Below are 14,144 nucleotides of genomic sequence, written 5' to 3'. Positions count from 1 at the left end.
CGCGGGAGGTCACGCGCGGTGGGCGGCCATCGGCTGACCCCGCTCGGCTGCGGCGTCCAGGGGTCGCTCCCACGAGGACGGGTGGGCACGGACGGCGAGCAGCGCGACGTCGTCCTCGGCGCCGTCGCTGAGCATCCCCGCCAGCAGCCGGTCGCAGAGGTCGTCGAGGGGCTCGCCCGCCGAGCCGGCCAGGAGCCGGCGCAACTGGTCGCGGCCCTCGTCGAGCGGCACGCCGCGGCGCTCGAAGAGCCCGTCGGTGAACAGCAGCAGGGTGGCGCCCTCCGGGACGGTCGCGGTGCCGTCGACGCGCGGCCCCCGCCAGCCGATGCCCAGCGGCGGCCCGACCGGCGTGGAGAGGTCGGCGACCGCGCCGTCGGGGAAGAGCAGCATCGGCTCGGGGTGCCCGGCGGTGGACCAGCGCACGCGGCGCAGGCCCTGCTCCCGCTCGGCGGGGGTCTGCTCGACGCGGCAGACGAGGGCGGTGGCCATCGTGGGCACGGCCAGGCCGACGAGGGCGTGGTCGACCCGGCGCAGGACGCCGGCCGGCTCCTCCAGCCGGTCGAACGCGATCGCCCGGACCAGGGTCTTGACCTGGCCCATGGCTGCGGCGGCCTCGATGTCGTGGCCCATGACGTCGCCGATGACGACCACCGTGTCGCCGTCCGGCTGCAGGAACGCGTCGTACCAGTCGCCGCCGATGGAGACCCCGCGGGTCGCCGGCCGGTAGCGGACGGCCAGCTCCAGGCCGTCGGGCTGGACCGGCGGGGACAGCAGACTGCGCTGGAGCCGCTCGGCGACCTGCTGGTTGGCCGCGGCCAGCCGCGCGTTGTCCAGCGCCAGCGCCGCGCGGCGGGAGGCGATCTCCGCCGTCCGCAGCTCGGCCTCGGTGTGCGGGCCGCGCTCGGGGCCGTTGACCAGGGTGAAGGCGCCGAAGATCTCGTTGCGGGCGACCAGCGGGAACGTCGCCACCGCCGCCGGCCGCAGCGGCGCCAGCGCGGCCCGCGCCTCGGCGCTGCTGACCATGCCGGCGACGTCGTCCTCCGTGAGCGCCGGGATCACGACCGGGCGCGCGCTGCGCAGCGCCATCGGGACCGGGGCGTTGGGGGCGTTGGTCCGCACCCGCGCGTCGGCGTAGCGGTGCATCGCCTCGACCATCGCCGGGTCGCTGTGCGCGCGGCCGACGTCGCGGCGGTTGCCGTCGGGGTCGATCACGCTGACCAGGCACCAGTCCGCCAGCAGCGGGACGACGAGGTGGGCGAAGCGGTCGACCGCCTCGTCGACGTCGACGGTGGAGGTCATCGCCAGGTTGACGTCGCCCAGCAGGATCAGGTGCCGGCCGGCCACCTCGGCCTCCGCGGCGGCCACGGTGGCCGAGCGCACCGACTCCTCCCGCGCGGCGACCGCGGCGGCCCGCTCGTCCTCGGTGCGCCGCCGCTCGGTGACGTCGTCGTAGGAGACGACCAGGCCGGCGTCGGTGAGGAACGCGTCGGCACGGAACCACTTCCCCAGCGGGTCGAACCAGGCCTCCGTGGTGCCCGACTCCCCGGTCGCGCGCACCCGCCGGTACAGCTGCTCGAAGGATCCGCCGACGGCCTCCGGGAACTCCGTCCAGATGTCCCGGCCGACCAGCTCGCCGACGGTCCGGTCCAGCGCCCGCGCCCCCGCGGGGTTCACGTACCGGAACCGCCACTCCTCGTCCAGGACCAACAGCGGCCGGTCCATGCCCTCCACCGCCTGCCTCAGCAGGTCGGGGGGCGGCGGAGCCGCGTTCTCCCTGGTCATGGGACCCACTCTGCCTCATCGCGATCCGGTCCCCGGCACGCCGGGCGCGGGCGTGCCCGATCGGGGTGGCCGCCGGGACGGGCCTCCTTGGCAGCGCCCCGCGGCGCTGCCACGATCCGGACACCCCTCCACGGCCCGCTGGGCGGGGGGCCTCCGGACAGGCGCGCCCGGCGCCGGCCGTGGAAGAGGGTGGCTCCCGTGGAGGACTGGCGACCGGACACCGGATCCGGCGTCGAGGCTCCGGCAGCGCCACTCCTGTCCGGGGACACCGCGGCCGCGGTGCTCGACGCCATGCCCGCCGCGCTGTGGTGCGTCGACCCCGCCGGGCGCGTGACGTACGCCAACCCTGCCGCCGAGCGCATGCTGGGCCGGCCGGTCGCCCGGATGACGGGGCGCTCGGTCGCCGACCTGCTCGCCGTGGACGGCGCGCCCGCGGACCTCGCCGCCGCGGTCAGCGCGGCCTGCGCGGAGGCGGTGACCACCGGGACGGCCGTCAGCAGCGAGCTGCCCTCGCCCGGCTCCACCGGACGCTGGCTGGCGCTGCACGCCTGGCCGGTGCCGGACGGCGTGGCCCTCGCCGTCGTGGACGTCAGCGCCCGCCACGTGGCCCAGGAGGCGGCCGAGCGGGCCCAGCGGGCCGCCGAGCGGGCAGGGGCCCGCATGGCGCTGCTCGCCGCGGTGACCGCCGAGCTCTCCGGCGCCCTCGACGGCGAGTCCGCGCTGGGCAGCCTGGCGCGTCTGGTGGTGCCCGCGCTCGCCGACGCCTGCATCGTCACCGTCGTCGACCGCGAGGGGCGGGCCCGGGACGTCGGGTCCTGGCACGCGGACCCGGAGCGCCGGGAGCTGATGGCCCGCTACACGCGCGTGCGGATGGACACCATGCCGGAGGTGTCGCCCGTCGCGCACTCCCTGCGCACCGGCAGCTCCGTCGGTGACTCGGTCGACGCCGTCCTCGGGCTCATGTCCCCGGGCCCAGCGCGCGACCTGCTGCGGGCACTGGGGCTCGGGTCCGCCGTCGTCCTGCCGCTGCGCGCCGAGCAGCGCACCGTCGGCGTCCTGACGCTGTACCTCGACCCGGGCCGCACGCTGGACCCCGACGACCTCGCCGCCGCGCGGGAGGTGGCCTCCCGGGCCGGCCAGGCGGTCGACCGGGTGCACCGGGTGCACCGGCAGGCCCAGCTGGCGGAGGCGCTGCAGCGCAGCCTGCTCACCGACCCGCCGACGATCGGGGACGCCCGCGTCGTGGTCCGGTACGTGCCGGCCTCGGAGGCGGCGCAGGTGGGCGGGGACTGGTACGACGCCTTCCTCCAGCCCGCCGGGCACCAGGTGGTGGTGATCGGTGACGTCGCGGGCCACGACACCGCCGCCGCGGCGGAGATGGGCCAGCTGCGCGGGCTGCTCCGGGGCATCGCCCACTACAGCGGCGCCGGGCCGGCGGAGGTGCTGCGGGGGCTGGACGCCGCGATCGCGCACATGCACAGCGGCACGCTGGCCACCGCCGCGATCGGCCGGATCGAGCGCGGCGGGACCGTGCTGCGCTACGCCAACGCCGGCCACCCGCCCCCGCTGGTCGTCGACCCCGACGGCACGGTGACCGTCCTGGGCGGCACCCTCGGCGACCTGCTGCTGGGCATCGACCCGCACACGGTGCGCCAGGAGCTCGTCGTCCCGCTGCGCCCGGGTGCGACGGTGCTGCTCTACACCGACGGGCTGGTGGAGCGGCGCGACTCCGACGTGGACGCGGGTGTGGCCCGGCTGCGCCGGCACCTCGCCGAGCTCGCCGGGCAGCCGCTGGACCGGCTGTGCGACGAGCTGCTGGCCCGCATGGTCGACGGCACGCCGGACGACGACGTCGCCCTGGTCGCCGTGAGCGTCCGGCCGCGCTGAGCGACCCGCGCGGCGTCGGTCACACCCGCGCCCGAAACCCGCCGGACACGATTGAGCACCGGGCCCGGTGGGCACCCTCCGGACGTCGGAGCAGACGACGCGACGGGAGAGGGACGTGGGTCGACTGGCGTGGCCGCTGCGCCCGCTCCCGGACGGGCGGGGCGAGGTCTGGCGCTGGGACCTGCAGTCGATCGCCGAGCTGCCGTCGGCGCGCGCCGCCCTCCGCTCCCGGCTCGACGGGGTCGGTTTCCCGGCCGACGAGGAGGACCACGCGGCCGAGCGGCTGGTCCTGGCCTTCGACGAGCTCGCCTCGAACGCGCTGCGGCACGGGCTGTCCCCGGTGGTCGCCACCGTCATCGCGGGCAGCGGCGGCTGGCTGCTCGACGTCAGCGACCGGGACCAGGAGACGATGCCGGCACCCGCGGTCGACCGGGACCCCGCGCAGGGCGGCATGGGCCTGTACCTGGTGGCCCGGCTCTCGGTGGCGCACGGCTGGTACGTCGACGGGGGCTGCAAGCACGTGTGGGCCTGCCTGCCGACGATGGTGGAGGACCGGCAGCCCGCGCTGCACTGATCGGCCCCCTTGCAGGGTCCCGCCGCGAGCGTGCGAGGGGCGGGGGACAAGGGGTCCTTCTACAACGACGACGGGCCCCGAGCGGTTGCCCGGGGCCCGTCGTTCGTGGGCGGTGTGTCGCGGCGAGTGGGCCCCGGAGGGGTCCGGGATGCCGTGACGACGCGGCTCGACGCCGGTCGGGACGGCACCTGGCCGCGGTGCGGTCCGGAGGACCGCGGTGTTACGGGACGACCAGTGAGAGGCCGCCCTTGCCGTAGCCGGGGACGTCGACGGCGAGGTCGAGCCGGTTGAAGGCGGACAGCATGCCGGCGATGTCCCCGGGCAGCTCGTCGCCGGGCGCGTAGGACTTGTACAGCTTCGAGTGCGGGGCGCCCGGCACGTTGAACAGCGCCGACAGCACGTTGACGACCTCGTGCAGCGCCTCGGTGAGCATGGTGGTCAGCTCACCGTCCTCCTCGACGGCGTCCTGGACGCCGCCGGGGGGCAGCAGCGCGAGCGCGCCACCGGTCCAGGCCGCCAGCGGCAGGTCCATCACGCACAGGGCGTTGACGTCCATCGACGGGGACACGTAGACCGCGACCGAGACCGGCTTCTTCTCGGTGGGGGTCACCGGGGCGCCCGGCGTGACGCCGACCTGCTTGCCGACCAGGCCGGAGAGCATGTCCTTGACGGCCTTGGCGTCCGGCAGGACGACGGTCAGGGGCGCAGTCACTTCGTCTCCTCGCTGGCGCTCGTCGCCGACGTGCCTGCCGGCGCAACGGTGTCTACTGCGGAGCTCGCAAGCTCGCTCCTCATGCGATCACCCCGTCCAGGTTCTCGCGGAAGGTCTCCTCGGTGAACGGCTTGGCGATGAGGAACAGCGCGCCGGCGTCGGCGGCCTTCTCCCGCATCTCGGCCGAGCCCTCGGAGGTGACGAAGCCGAAGGGGACGCCGGAGCCGGCCGAGCGCAGCGCCTGGAGGCACTCCAGCCCGGTCATGTTCGGCATGTTCCAGTCCGACAGGACCAGGTCCGGGCTCTCGCTCTGGACCTTGTCGTAGGCGTCGCGGCCGTCCTCGGCCTCGACGATGTCGTGGTCGTCGTAACCGGCCTGCCGCAGGGTGCGGATGACGATCTGCCGCATGACGCGGCTGTCGTCGGCGACCAGGATCTTCACAGGGGCACTCCGTTCTCTTCCGTGGGGTCCAGGGCGGCAGAGGTGCCCTGGACGGAGATGGTCAGCGGCTGGCCGCGCCACTGGGCGTCGACGCGGCAGGTGTCGTCCGGGGAGCCGGGGCTCGGGGCGACACCGACCTCGGGCAGGCCGAGGACGGACGGTCCGGGGAGGACGGCCTTGACGTTGCCGCCCACCACGTTGGCGAGCTCGCCGAGGGCGTCGTCGACGTCCTCGGCCTCGAGCTCGTCGGGGGCGTGCTCGCGCAGCAGGGCGCGGGCCAGCTCCTCGGCGGTGGTCCGGGCGCAGGTCAGCACGACCGTGCCGGTCCACGGGCCGACGATCTCGACCCAGGAGCTGACCGTGTCGGCGGGCAGCTCACCCGGCAGCGGCACGAGGACCTCGTCCTCGCCGACGAGGGCGGCCCACGCCTGGTCGGCGATCTCCTGGACGGTGGCCTCGTCGAGCAGCTCGGTGATCGCGGGCGCGCTCACAGGACGACCTCCTCGGGGAGCAGGCCGAGCAGCGCGAGCTTGTCGCGGATGGCGTCGGCGGTGAACGGCTTGAGCACGTACTCGTGCGCGCCGGCGGCCAGCGCACGGACGATCTGGGACTGCTCGCCCTCGGAGGTGACCATCATCAGCGTCACCGCCCGCCAGGCGGGGTTGGCGCGGATGGCGGAGACGAACTGGAGGCCGTCCATCACCGGCATGTTCCAGTCGACCGTGCACAGCTCGGGCACCCAGCCCTCGTGCAGCACGTCGAGTGCCTCCTGGCCGTGTCCGGCCTGGCGGGTCTCGTAGCCGAAGCCCTCGAGCGTCCCGCTCACGATGCGCCGCATGGCGCGTGAGTCGTCGATCACCAGTGCACGCACGTCAGGCCCCCTTCAGTGGGCGGTAGGCGGAGCTGCGGCCGATCACGACCCGCTCCCAGGAGTCGTCGACGCCCAAGGTGGTCTCTGCGGCGCCGAGGAAGAGCCAGCCGTCGGGGCGCATGAGGGCGCGCACCCGGCGGAGGATCGCCTGCTTGGTGGGCAGGTCGAAGTAGATGAGGACGTTGCGCAGGTAGACCACGTCGAACGGGCCCATCCGCGGCAGCGGGGCGGCCAGGTTGCACTCGCTGGCCGACACCATGCGGCGCAGCGCCGGCGCGACCTCCCACTCGGTGCCGGCCCGCGTGAAGTGGCGGACCAGCATCGGTGCGGGCAGCCCGCGGTTGACCTCGAGCTGGCTGAACCGGCCGGCCCGGGTCCGCTGCACCATCTCGCGGGAGATGTCGGTCGCGGTGATGGCGACCCGGCTCGACGCGTTGGGCAGCGCGTCCTCCAGCAGCATCGCGATCGTGTACGGCTCCTGCCCGCTGGAGCAGGCCGCCGACCAGATCTGCAGCCGCTCGGCCGGGCCGCGGGCGCCCAGCAGCGCGGGCAGCACCGTCGAGGTGAGCGCCGTGAACGGGTCGCCGTCCCGGAACCACGAGGTCTCGTTGGTGGTGAGCGCCTCGACGATCTTCCGGGTGTGCTCCGGGCTGGGTCGGGTGCGCACCGTGTCGACCAGCTGGCTGACGTCGGGCAGGCCCATCTGGCGGGCGATCGGCAGCAGCCGGGCCTCCACCAGGTACTCCTTGCCGGGGGCGAGCACGATCGCGCTCTCCCGGTGCACCAGCTGGCGGACCCAGTCGAAGCTGGTGGCGGTCAGGGTCATCGTCGTCCTCCCGTGAACGCCGGGGTCGCAGTCGTCGGTCGGGCCGGGGCGAGCCGCCGGAGGACGGCGTCGGCGATCCGGTCCAGCGGCAGGACCTCGTCGGCGAAGCCGGCCGAGGCGACGGCGCCGGGCATGCCCCAGACGACGGAGGTCGCCTGGTCCTGGACGACGACCGAGCCGCCGGCCTCCCGGATGCGCCCGGCGCCGACCCGGCCGTCCGAGCCCATGCCGGTCAGCACCAGGCCGAGGACCGCGCCGTCGTAGGCGTCGACCGCCGACCGGAACAGCGGGTCGACGGCGGGCCGGCAGAAGTTCTCCGCTGGTCCCTGGCCGAGCCCGGTGACCAGGCCACGGGCGGTGCCGCGGACGGTCAGGTGGTGGTCGCCGGGGGCCAGGTGCACCGTGCCGGGCGCCAGCGGGGTGCCGTCGACGGCCTCGACCACGCGCAGCGGGCAGAGCCGGTCCAGCCGCTGGGCGAACTGGCGGGTGAACACCGGGGGCATGTGCTGCACCAGCAGCACCGGCACCGGCAGCGTGGCCGGAAGCTGCGGCAGCAGCTTGGCCAGCGCCTCCGGCCCGCCGGTGGACGAGCCTATGACGAGGACGGCGGGCTGCTTGACCGCACCCTGCCGAGGGGCCGGGACCGCGGCGCGGACCGGGGCCGCCGCGGCGGCGCGGACCGGGCCGGCGGTGACCGGGCGGCCGGTGAGGGCCTTGATCTTGGGGATGAGCTGCTCGCGGACGCTCTCCATCGACGCCGCGACGCTGCCCACGTTCGCGGGCTTGGTGACGTACTCGTTGGCGCCGGCGGACAGGGCGTCCAGGGTGGCCGCGGCGCCGCGCTCGGTGAGCGTGCTGAACATGATGATCGGCACCCGGCTCCGCGTGGCGCGGATGGCCCGGACCGCCTCGATGCCGTTCATCTCCGGCATCTCGATGTCCATGGTGACCAGGTCGGGCTTCAACTGCTCGAGCTTCCCGACGGCGATGCGGCCGTTGACCGCGGTGCCGACCACCTCGATCGCCGGGTCCTGCGAGAGGACGTCGGTCACGATCTTGCGGACGACCACCGAGTCGTCGACGACCATCACCCGGATCGGGTCCATGCGTCCTCCGTCTCCCGGCGCGGAGGGCCGCCGGGGTTGCGCTGTCGGTGTCGGTGTCGGCAGTCGCCCGGAGGCCGCGCTGGGCGCGGGGGCGCGCCACCGCGCCGGTGCGGTGGGCGTCCGATGACGGTGCCTGTCCCCCGAGTTGTCGGCCGCCCCGCTCCTCCACTTGAGCGGATCCGGGCACATTCCCGGACATTTTTTTCTCGATCATGAATGGCGCTGACCGACCATTTCCCGCCATTTGTCGACTCGTCTCCGGACCGGCGGCCGGTCACCGCCCGCTCCCCTCCCCCGCCGGCGCGGCGGTCCGGCGGCCGACGGCGTTCCGCCTCGCCTGCGGACCCGGCGGGCGGCAGGATGCGCCGGGTGAGTCGAGGAGGCCTGGCCCGGTCGACCGCGCTGGTGGCGGGGCTGACGCTGGGCAGCCAGGTCCTCGGGTTCGTGCGGGACGTCGTCCTCGCGGCGGTGTTCGGGGTGGGCTCGTCGCTGGACGCCTACTTCGTCGCCCAGGGCCTGATGAACCTGGTGCTGGCGCTCATGGCGGGGGCCGTGGCGAAGTCCGTCGTCCCCACGGTGGCGCGGGCGGTCGCCGACGGGCGGCCCGAACGCGGGCACCACAGCGTGCGCGTGGCGCTGACGGTGACCGTGCTCGTGATGCTGGCCGCCTCCGTGGTCATGGCGGTGCTGGCCCGGCCGCTGGTGATGGTGCTGGCCCCGGGGTTCGACGCGGCGACCACCGACGAGGCCGTCCGCCTCACCCGGCTGGTGGTCACCGCCACCGCGCTGATCGCCGCCACCAACGTGCTGGCCGGGGCCGCGCAGGGGCACCGCCGGTTCGGCTGGGCCGCGGCGGAGGGCATCCCGTTCAACCTCGTCCTCATCGCGGGCGCGCTGTTGTTCGGCCAGGTCTACGGCGTGACGGCGCTGGCGGTGGCCTTCGTCGTCGGCAGCGGGCTGCGCCTGCTGACCCAGCTGCCGCCGCTGCTGGCCGTCGGTCAGTCGCTGCGGCCCTCGCTCGACGTCCGCGACCGCGGCTTCCGCGAGATGCTGGCGCTGGTGCCTCCCCTGCTGGTGGGCAGCGCGGTCTCCCAGGTCAACACGCTGGTCGACCGCGCGGTCGGCTCGGCGGTCGGCGAGGGCACCATCACCGCGCTCAACTACGGGTGGCGGCTGGTCGGGCTGGCCGACACCCTCGTCATCGCGACGGTGGCCACCACCCTCTACCCGGCGCTCGCCGCGGCCGCCCGGCCCGGCGGCACCCGCTCCCTCGAGGACCTGCTGCGGCGCAGCAGCGGTGTGCTGCTCATCCTGGTGACCCCGGTCGTGGTGGTCCTCACCGTGGCCGCCGAGCCCGTCGTGGCCCTGCTGTTCGAGCGCGGTGCCTTCGACGCCGAGGCGGTCCGGGTCACCGCGCTGGCCGTCACCGGCTACGCCGCGTCCCTGCTCGGCCTGGCCCTCCGCGAGCCGGCGACCCGGGCGTTCCTGTCCCTCGGCGACTCCCGGACGCCGGTGGCCCTGGGCGTGCTGGGCATGGCGGTCAACGTGGTCGGGGACCTCACCCTGGGGCTGCGGTTCGGCGTCCTCGGGCTGGCGGTGTCGACGTCGGCGTCGCTGCTGCTGGTGGCCGGCCTGTCGCTGTGGCGGCTGCGCACCGCGGGCGAGGGCGTGTCACTGGCCGGCCTGGGCCGCTGCAGCGCCCAGGTCGCCGCGGCGGCGGCGTGCGCCGCGGTACCGACGGCGCTCCTCGCGCGGCGCTGGGACGGCCTGGGCGGCGCGGCGGCCGGCGCGGCGAGCTGCCTGGTGGTGTACCTGCTGGTGCTGTGGCTGCTGCGCTGCCGCGAGCTGCGGGAGCTCGGTGCCGCCGTCCGCGGGCTGGTCCTGCGCCGCTGACCGCCGGACGACGACGAAGGGCAGCCCCTCGTCACCCTGGCCCATCGGGTTGTCCCGCAGCGCGCTCAGCAGCTCGTCGGCGCCCAGCGCGGCGGCGGAGACCGCCCGCACCGAGCCGCCGCGGTCGTTGACGTCGACGATCGCCACCCCGACGCCGAGCCGGTCCTCCAGCCGCTGGGCCAGCCGCCGGGCGGTCTCCGGGTCGAGGGGCGGGAAGAGCAGGTCGAAGTAGGGCGGCCGCATGCCGTCGAGGTCACGGGCGAAGGGGCCGGCCACCCGGTAGAAGGAGCCGTGCCGGCCCAGCGGCCGCAGCGCCAGGCAGCACGCGGCGGCGGCGAGCACCCGCACCCGGCCCTGCCGCTCCAGGACCAGCTGCATCTTCTCGGGGATGGACAGCCCGCAGCTGCTGCCCACGGTCTGCACGTGCCGGGCCAGGAAGCGGGCGAGCCGCCCGGGGACGACGCGCTCGCTGGGGATCGCCCGCCCGGTCAGCAGGACGGCCACCTTCTCGCTCACCCCGATCGTGTCGCCCGGGCGCCGCAGCCCCGCCGTGGACAGGTCGAGCTCGGTGGCCAGGTCGTCGCCGTAGGACAGCCACCGCGTCGGCACGGGGTGGCGGACCCACGAGGGGCCGGCGATCGGGCAGGTCGACCGGGCGGTGCTGTCGAGCATGGGGGCCTCCGCGTTCTCGTCTGTCGATCCGGGGCGCCGAGGATGGAGCCGCGACGCGCCCGGCCTGCCGAGACACGCGTGAGTCGGGTCACACCTCCTCGCGGCGTCGGACGGCGTTCCGGCGCGGCGTGGCGCCCCGCCCGCGGCGGGTCACGGCACGTGCCCCCGTCGAGCGGCGTCTAGGTGTCTCTAGCGCGGGAGCGAGACGGGCCGAGAGGACCCTCGACGGTCGCGCGGAGTCCATCCGCGCGTTGCTCTGCGGTCGGCCGCGACCGGCAGACTGCGGCCCGTGCTGCTCGCCATCGCCGCCGTCTGGCTGCTGCTCGCCGTGCTGGTCGGGGGTGTGGTCGCGGCGCTGGGCCGGGCCGGCCTGCGGGAGGACCGCGCCTGCGGCTACGTCGGCGACCGCGGGTGAGGAGCCGGATCACGGGTAGCCCGCATCCATGGCGCTCCCCCGTGTCCTGGTCCTCGTCCTCGCCGGCGGTGCGGGTGGCCGCCTGGAGCTGCTGACCGAGCAGCGCGCGAAACCCGCCGTCCCCTTCGCCGGGGTGTACCGGCTCGTCGACTTCCCGCTGAGCAACTGCCAGCACTCGCAGATCGCCGACGTGTGGGTCTCGGTGCAGTTCCACCCGACGTCCCTGTCGCAGCACCTGGCCAACGGCCGGCCGTGGGACCTCGACCGCACCGCCGGCGGGCTGCTCACCCTCCCGCCCTACCAGGGCACCGAGCGCGCGGGGTGGGTGTCGGGGACGGCCAACTCGCTGTGGCGGTACGCGCCGCTGGTGCGCGACGCCGCCCCGGACGCGCTCGTCGTCGTGAGCGCCGACGCGGTCTACAAGCTGGACTACCGCGAGGTCGTCGACGGGCACCTGGGGTCGGGCGCGGAGGTGACGATGGTGACCACCGAGGTCGCCGAGGACGACGCCGCCCGCTACGGGATCGTCGAGGTGGGCGGCGGCGGGGAGGTCACCGACTACGCGTACAAGCCCGACGAGCCGGCCACCACCACCGCGACCAACGAGGTCTTCGTCTTCTCCCCCGGCCCCACGCTCGACCGGCTCGAGGCGCTGGCGGCCGAGCACGGCGAGGACGGCCTGGAGGACCTCGGGACGCACCTGCTGCCCGCGCAGACCCGGGACGGGCTGGCCCGTGCCCACCCGTTCCGCGGCTACTGGCGCGACGTGGGCACCGTGTCCTCCTACTGGGCCGCCCATCAGGACTTCCTCTCCCCCGAGCCCCCGCTCGACCTCGACGACCCGCGCTGGCCGGTGCACACCCGCGGCGGCCGGCACAGCGCCGCCCGGGTGCTGCGGGGTGCGGAGGTGGAGGACAGCCTCGTCTCCGGCGGCACCCGCGTGGCCGGCCGGGTGAGCGGCTCGGTGCTCTCCCCCGGTGTCGTCGTCGAGGCCGGGGCCACCGTGGTCGACTCGGTGCTGCTGCCGGGTGCGCGCGTGCGAGCCGGGGCGACCGTCACCCGCGCCGTCCTGGACGACCGGGTCGACGTCGGCAGGGGGGCCTCGGTCGGCGGGGACGGCGACATCACCCTCGTCGGCCGCGAGGCGGCGGTGGAGCAGGACGGCGAGATCCCCGCCGGCGCCCGCTTCCCCGACCCCGAGGACTGATCGGGCCCGGTCCGAGTCCCACCGTGAGTTGATCATGGGCTTGTTGCCGGCCCGTACGGCGGGTCGAGCCGTGTCGCCGACAACTACCCCATGATCAACTGGGGGTGACGCCCAGGACGGCAAGGGCGTCGGCGCCGAGCAGGTCGGCCATGACAATGCCCTGCACGCAGCCGGCCACCGCGTTCCAGGTCCCGGCCGCGGCCGTGGCGGGGTCGAAGCCGCCGTCGAGGAACGCCTGGACGGCGAGCAGCTGGGCGGTGGCCAGGGTGCGGGTGCGCCCGGAGACGTGCGCGGCCCAGGACGCCTCGTGCATCGCCGCGGCCCACGGGCGGCGCTCGGCCCGGCGGGCGTCGACGGTCGCCTGCCACCGCGCGCGGCCGGCGGCGTCCAGGCCGCGCAGCTCGTGGAGCAGCGCGGTGAGCTCCCCGGTGGCCGGTCCGAGGTCGGGCACCGCGCTGCCGACTCCGCCTGCGGCAGCCGCCGCGGCGAACGGCCCGGTCAGCCGGCGGCGCACCAGCGGCGGCAGGACGGCGGCGGCCCAGGAGCCGATCGCGGCGTCGGCCAGGACGTCGGCCGCGGCGGCCAGCGTGTCGTCGTCCACGAGGCCGACGGCGGGGTGCTCGGGGCCGAGGACGTCCTCGCGCAGGACCCGCTCCAGGGCCGCGGCGTCCCCGATGGTGCTGCGCTGCAGCTGGTCGACCAGGACGGCGGCGCGGTCGGCGGCCGGCAGGTCGACGGCGAAGTTGCGCACGTGCGGGATGCCCACGGCCAGCTCGCGCGCCTTGCGAGCGCGGACGGCGAGCACCGCGCGCTCCTCGCGGTCGCGCCCCGCGGCGGGGTGCGCGGCGGCCAGCTGCTCGAGGGTGGCGGCGTCGGCGGCCAGCCCGGCGAGCAGGGCGTCGGCGACGTCCCGGCCGGCCGGGATGCGGACCAGGTCGAAGCCGAGTGTCGCGGCACTGACCAGTGAGTACGGCATGGCGGCGCCTCCCTTTCCGTCCCCCGAGGCGAGTCGACCCATGCTGACCGTGATCGGGGGGAAGCGCCACGTCACCGTCACCCGATGGCTGGACCCCTCCAGCGGGGCGCACGCGTGTCCGGTGCGGATCGGTGAGGACTCGGTAGCTCAGCGTGATGAGCCGTGGAGACGCCGCGACCCCCGGCCGGACGACCCTCCGGAGAGAGGGGCCGCCCGACCGGGGGTCGGGGGTGATCAGGCGTCGGCCGCCGGGGAAGTCCGGCCGTGCCCGGGTCAGGCGTCGGTCCCCGCGGGAACCGACGGGAGGGAGGGTTCAGTTCAGGCGCTGACCGCCTTGTGGACGTCGAGTGCCAGGAGCAGCTGCCCGTCGAGCTTGAACGCCCCGCGGATCAGCTCCCGCGCGGACCCGTCGAGGGTGTCCGGCGGCGCCTCGAAGTCGGCCGGGTCGACGTCCACGACGTCGGCGATGGCGTCGACGAGCAGGCTGACCGCCTCGCCGTGCAGCCGGACGACGATGACGACGGCGTCGGTGTCGGCCGGCCGCGGCGGACGACCGAGCCGCTCGCGCAGCTCGATGGCGGTGACCACCTGGCCGCGCAGGTTGATCAGGCCGGCGACGGCGGCCGGCGCCAGCGGGACGCGGGTCAGGCCCTGGCTCTTCAGCACCTCCTGCACGTGCGCCACCTCGACGCCGTAGAGGTCGCCGTCGAGCCAGAAGGTGGCCAGCTGGCCGCCGATGGCCGGGGCCGCGGTGTCGACGCGCCGGGTGTCGGTGGGCATC

At 75.6% G+C, this 14,144-nt stretch carries 14 protein-coding genes; 5 read left to right on the top strand and 9 right to left on the bottom strand.

The genetic code is table 11. The features are described from left to right. Positions 1-9 precede the first annotated feature (9 nt). Complete coding sequence (locus ACI789_RS09975; RefSeq protein ID WP_457008512.1) at positions 10-1,782, bottom strand: SpoIIE family protein phosphatase; 1,773 nt, start codon at positions 1,780-1,782, stop codon at positions 10-12. 198 nt (positions 1,783-1,980) lie between these two features. On the opposite strand from ACI789_RS09975, the gene ACI789_RS09970 reads away from it, so the two are divergent. Next, complete coding sequence (locus ACI789_RS09970; RefSeq protein WP_457008510.1) at positions 1,981-3,669, top strand: SpoIIE family protein phosphatase; 1,689 nt, start codon at positions 1,981-1,983, stop codon at positions 3,667-3,669. Between the two features lie 115 nt (positions 3,670-3,784). Then, positions 3,785-4,243, top strand: a complete 459-nt coding sequence (locus ACI789_RS09965; RefSeq protein WP_457008508.1) for an ATP-binding protein — start codon at positions 3,785-3,787, stop codon at positions 4,241-4,243. A 220-nt stretch (positions 4,244-4,463) separates the two neighbouring features. Here ACI789_RS09965 and ACI789_RS09960 read toward each other — a convergent pair whose 3' ends face one another. The 6 genes from ACI789_RS09960 to ACI789_RS09935 form a co-directional block, all read right to left on the bottom strand. Next, positions 4,464-4,955, bottom strand: coding sequence for a hypothetical protein (locus ACI789_RS09960; RefSeq protein WP_457008506.1), 492 nt, complete (start codon positions 4,953-4,955; stop codon positions 4,464-4,466). Positions 4,956-5,034: 79 nt separating this feature from the next. Beyond that, the gene (locus tag ACI789_RS09955) at positions 5,035-5,397 is read right to left on the bottom strand and encodes a response regulator (protein ID WP_457008504.1); all 363 of its coding nucleotides are present in this window, start codon (positions 5,395-5,397) and stop codon (positions 5,035-5,037) included. Further along, positions 5,394-5,888, bottom strand: coding sequence for a chemotaxis protein CheX (locus tag ACI789_RS09950; RefSeq protein ID WP_457008502.1), 495 nt, complete (start codon positions 5,886-5,888; stop codon positions 5,394-5,396). The genes ACI789_RS09955 and ACI789_RS09950 overlap by 4 nt, the downstream gene beginning before the upstream one ends. Further along, positions 5,885-6,268, bottom strand: a complete 384-nt coding sequence (locus ACI789_RS09945) for a response regulator (protein WP_456920734.1) — start codon at positions 6,266-6,268, stop codon at positions 5,885-5,887. The genes ACI789_RS09950 and ACI789_RS09945 overlap by 4 nt, the downstream gene beginning before the upstream one ends. 1 nt (position 6,269) lies before the next feature. Continuing rightward, positions 6,270-7,094, bottom strand: a complete 825-nt coding sequence (locus tag ACI789_RS09940) for a CheR family methyltransferase (RefSeq protein ID WP_457008500.1) — start codon at positions 7,092-7,094, stop codon at positions 6,270-6,272. Further along, on the bottom strand, positions 7,091-8,200 hold the full coding sequence (locus ACI789_RS09935; RefSeq protein ID WP_457008498.1) for a protein-glutamate methylesterase/protein-glutamine glutaminase: 1,110 nt from the start codon (positions 8,198-8,200) through the stop codon (positions 7,091-7,093). The genes ACI789_RS09940 and ACI789_RS09935 overlap by 4 nt, the downstream gene beginning before the upstream one ends. Positions 8,201-8,569: 369 nt before the next feature. On the opposite strand from ACI789_RS09935, the gene murJ reads away from it, so the two are divergent. The 3 genes from murJ to ACI789_RS09920 all read left to right on the top strand — a co-directional run bounded on the left by murJ (position 8,570) and on the right by ACI789_RS09920 (position 12,387). After that, a complete protein-coding gene (gene murJ, locus ACI789_RS09930; protein WP_457008496.1) occupies positions 8,570-10,093 on the top strand; it encodes a murein biosynthesis integral membrane protein MurJ in 1,524 nt (507 codons plus the stop codon). Between the two features lie 961 nt (positions 10,094-11,054). Then, positions 11,055-11,180, top strand: coding sequence for a hypothetical protein (locus tag ACI789_RS09925; RefSeq protein ID WP_457008494.1), 126 nt, complete (start codon positions 11,055-11,057; stop codon positions 11,178-11,180). A 28-nt stretch (positions 11,181-11,208) separates the two neighbouring features. Further along, positions 11,209-12,387, top strand: coding sequence for a glucose-1-phosphate adenylyltransferase family protein (locus ACI789_RS09920; protein WP_457008492.1), 1,179 nt, complete (start codon positions 11,209-11,211; stop codon positions 12,385-12,387). A 94-nt stretch (positions 12,388-12,481) separates the two neighbouring features. Here ACI789_RS09920 and ACI789_RS09915 read toward each other — a convergent pair whose 3' ends face one another. Both ACI789_RS09915 and ACI789_RS09910 read right to left on the bottom strand, forming a co-directional pair. After that, positions 12,482-13,363: a hypothetical protein gene (locus tag ACI789_RS09915; protein ID WP_457008490.1), complete on the bottom strand. Its 882-nt coding sequence runs from the start codon at positions 13,361-13,363 to the stop codon at positions 12,482-12,484. A 318-nt stretch (positions 13,364-13,681) separates the two neighbouring features. Then, the gene (locus tag ACI789_RS09910; protein WP_456920742.1) at positions 13,682-14,143 is read right to left on the bottom strand and encodes a chemotaxis protein CheW; all 462 of its coding nucleotides are present in this window, start codon (positions 14,141-14,143) and stop codon (positions 13,682-13,684) included. Position 14,144: the final 1 nt, after the last annotated feature.

The organism is Geodermatophilus sp. SYSU D00965 (assembly GCF_054050075.1).
This window is presented reverse-complemented; position numbering and strand designations above follow the sequence as displayed.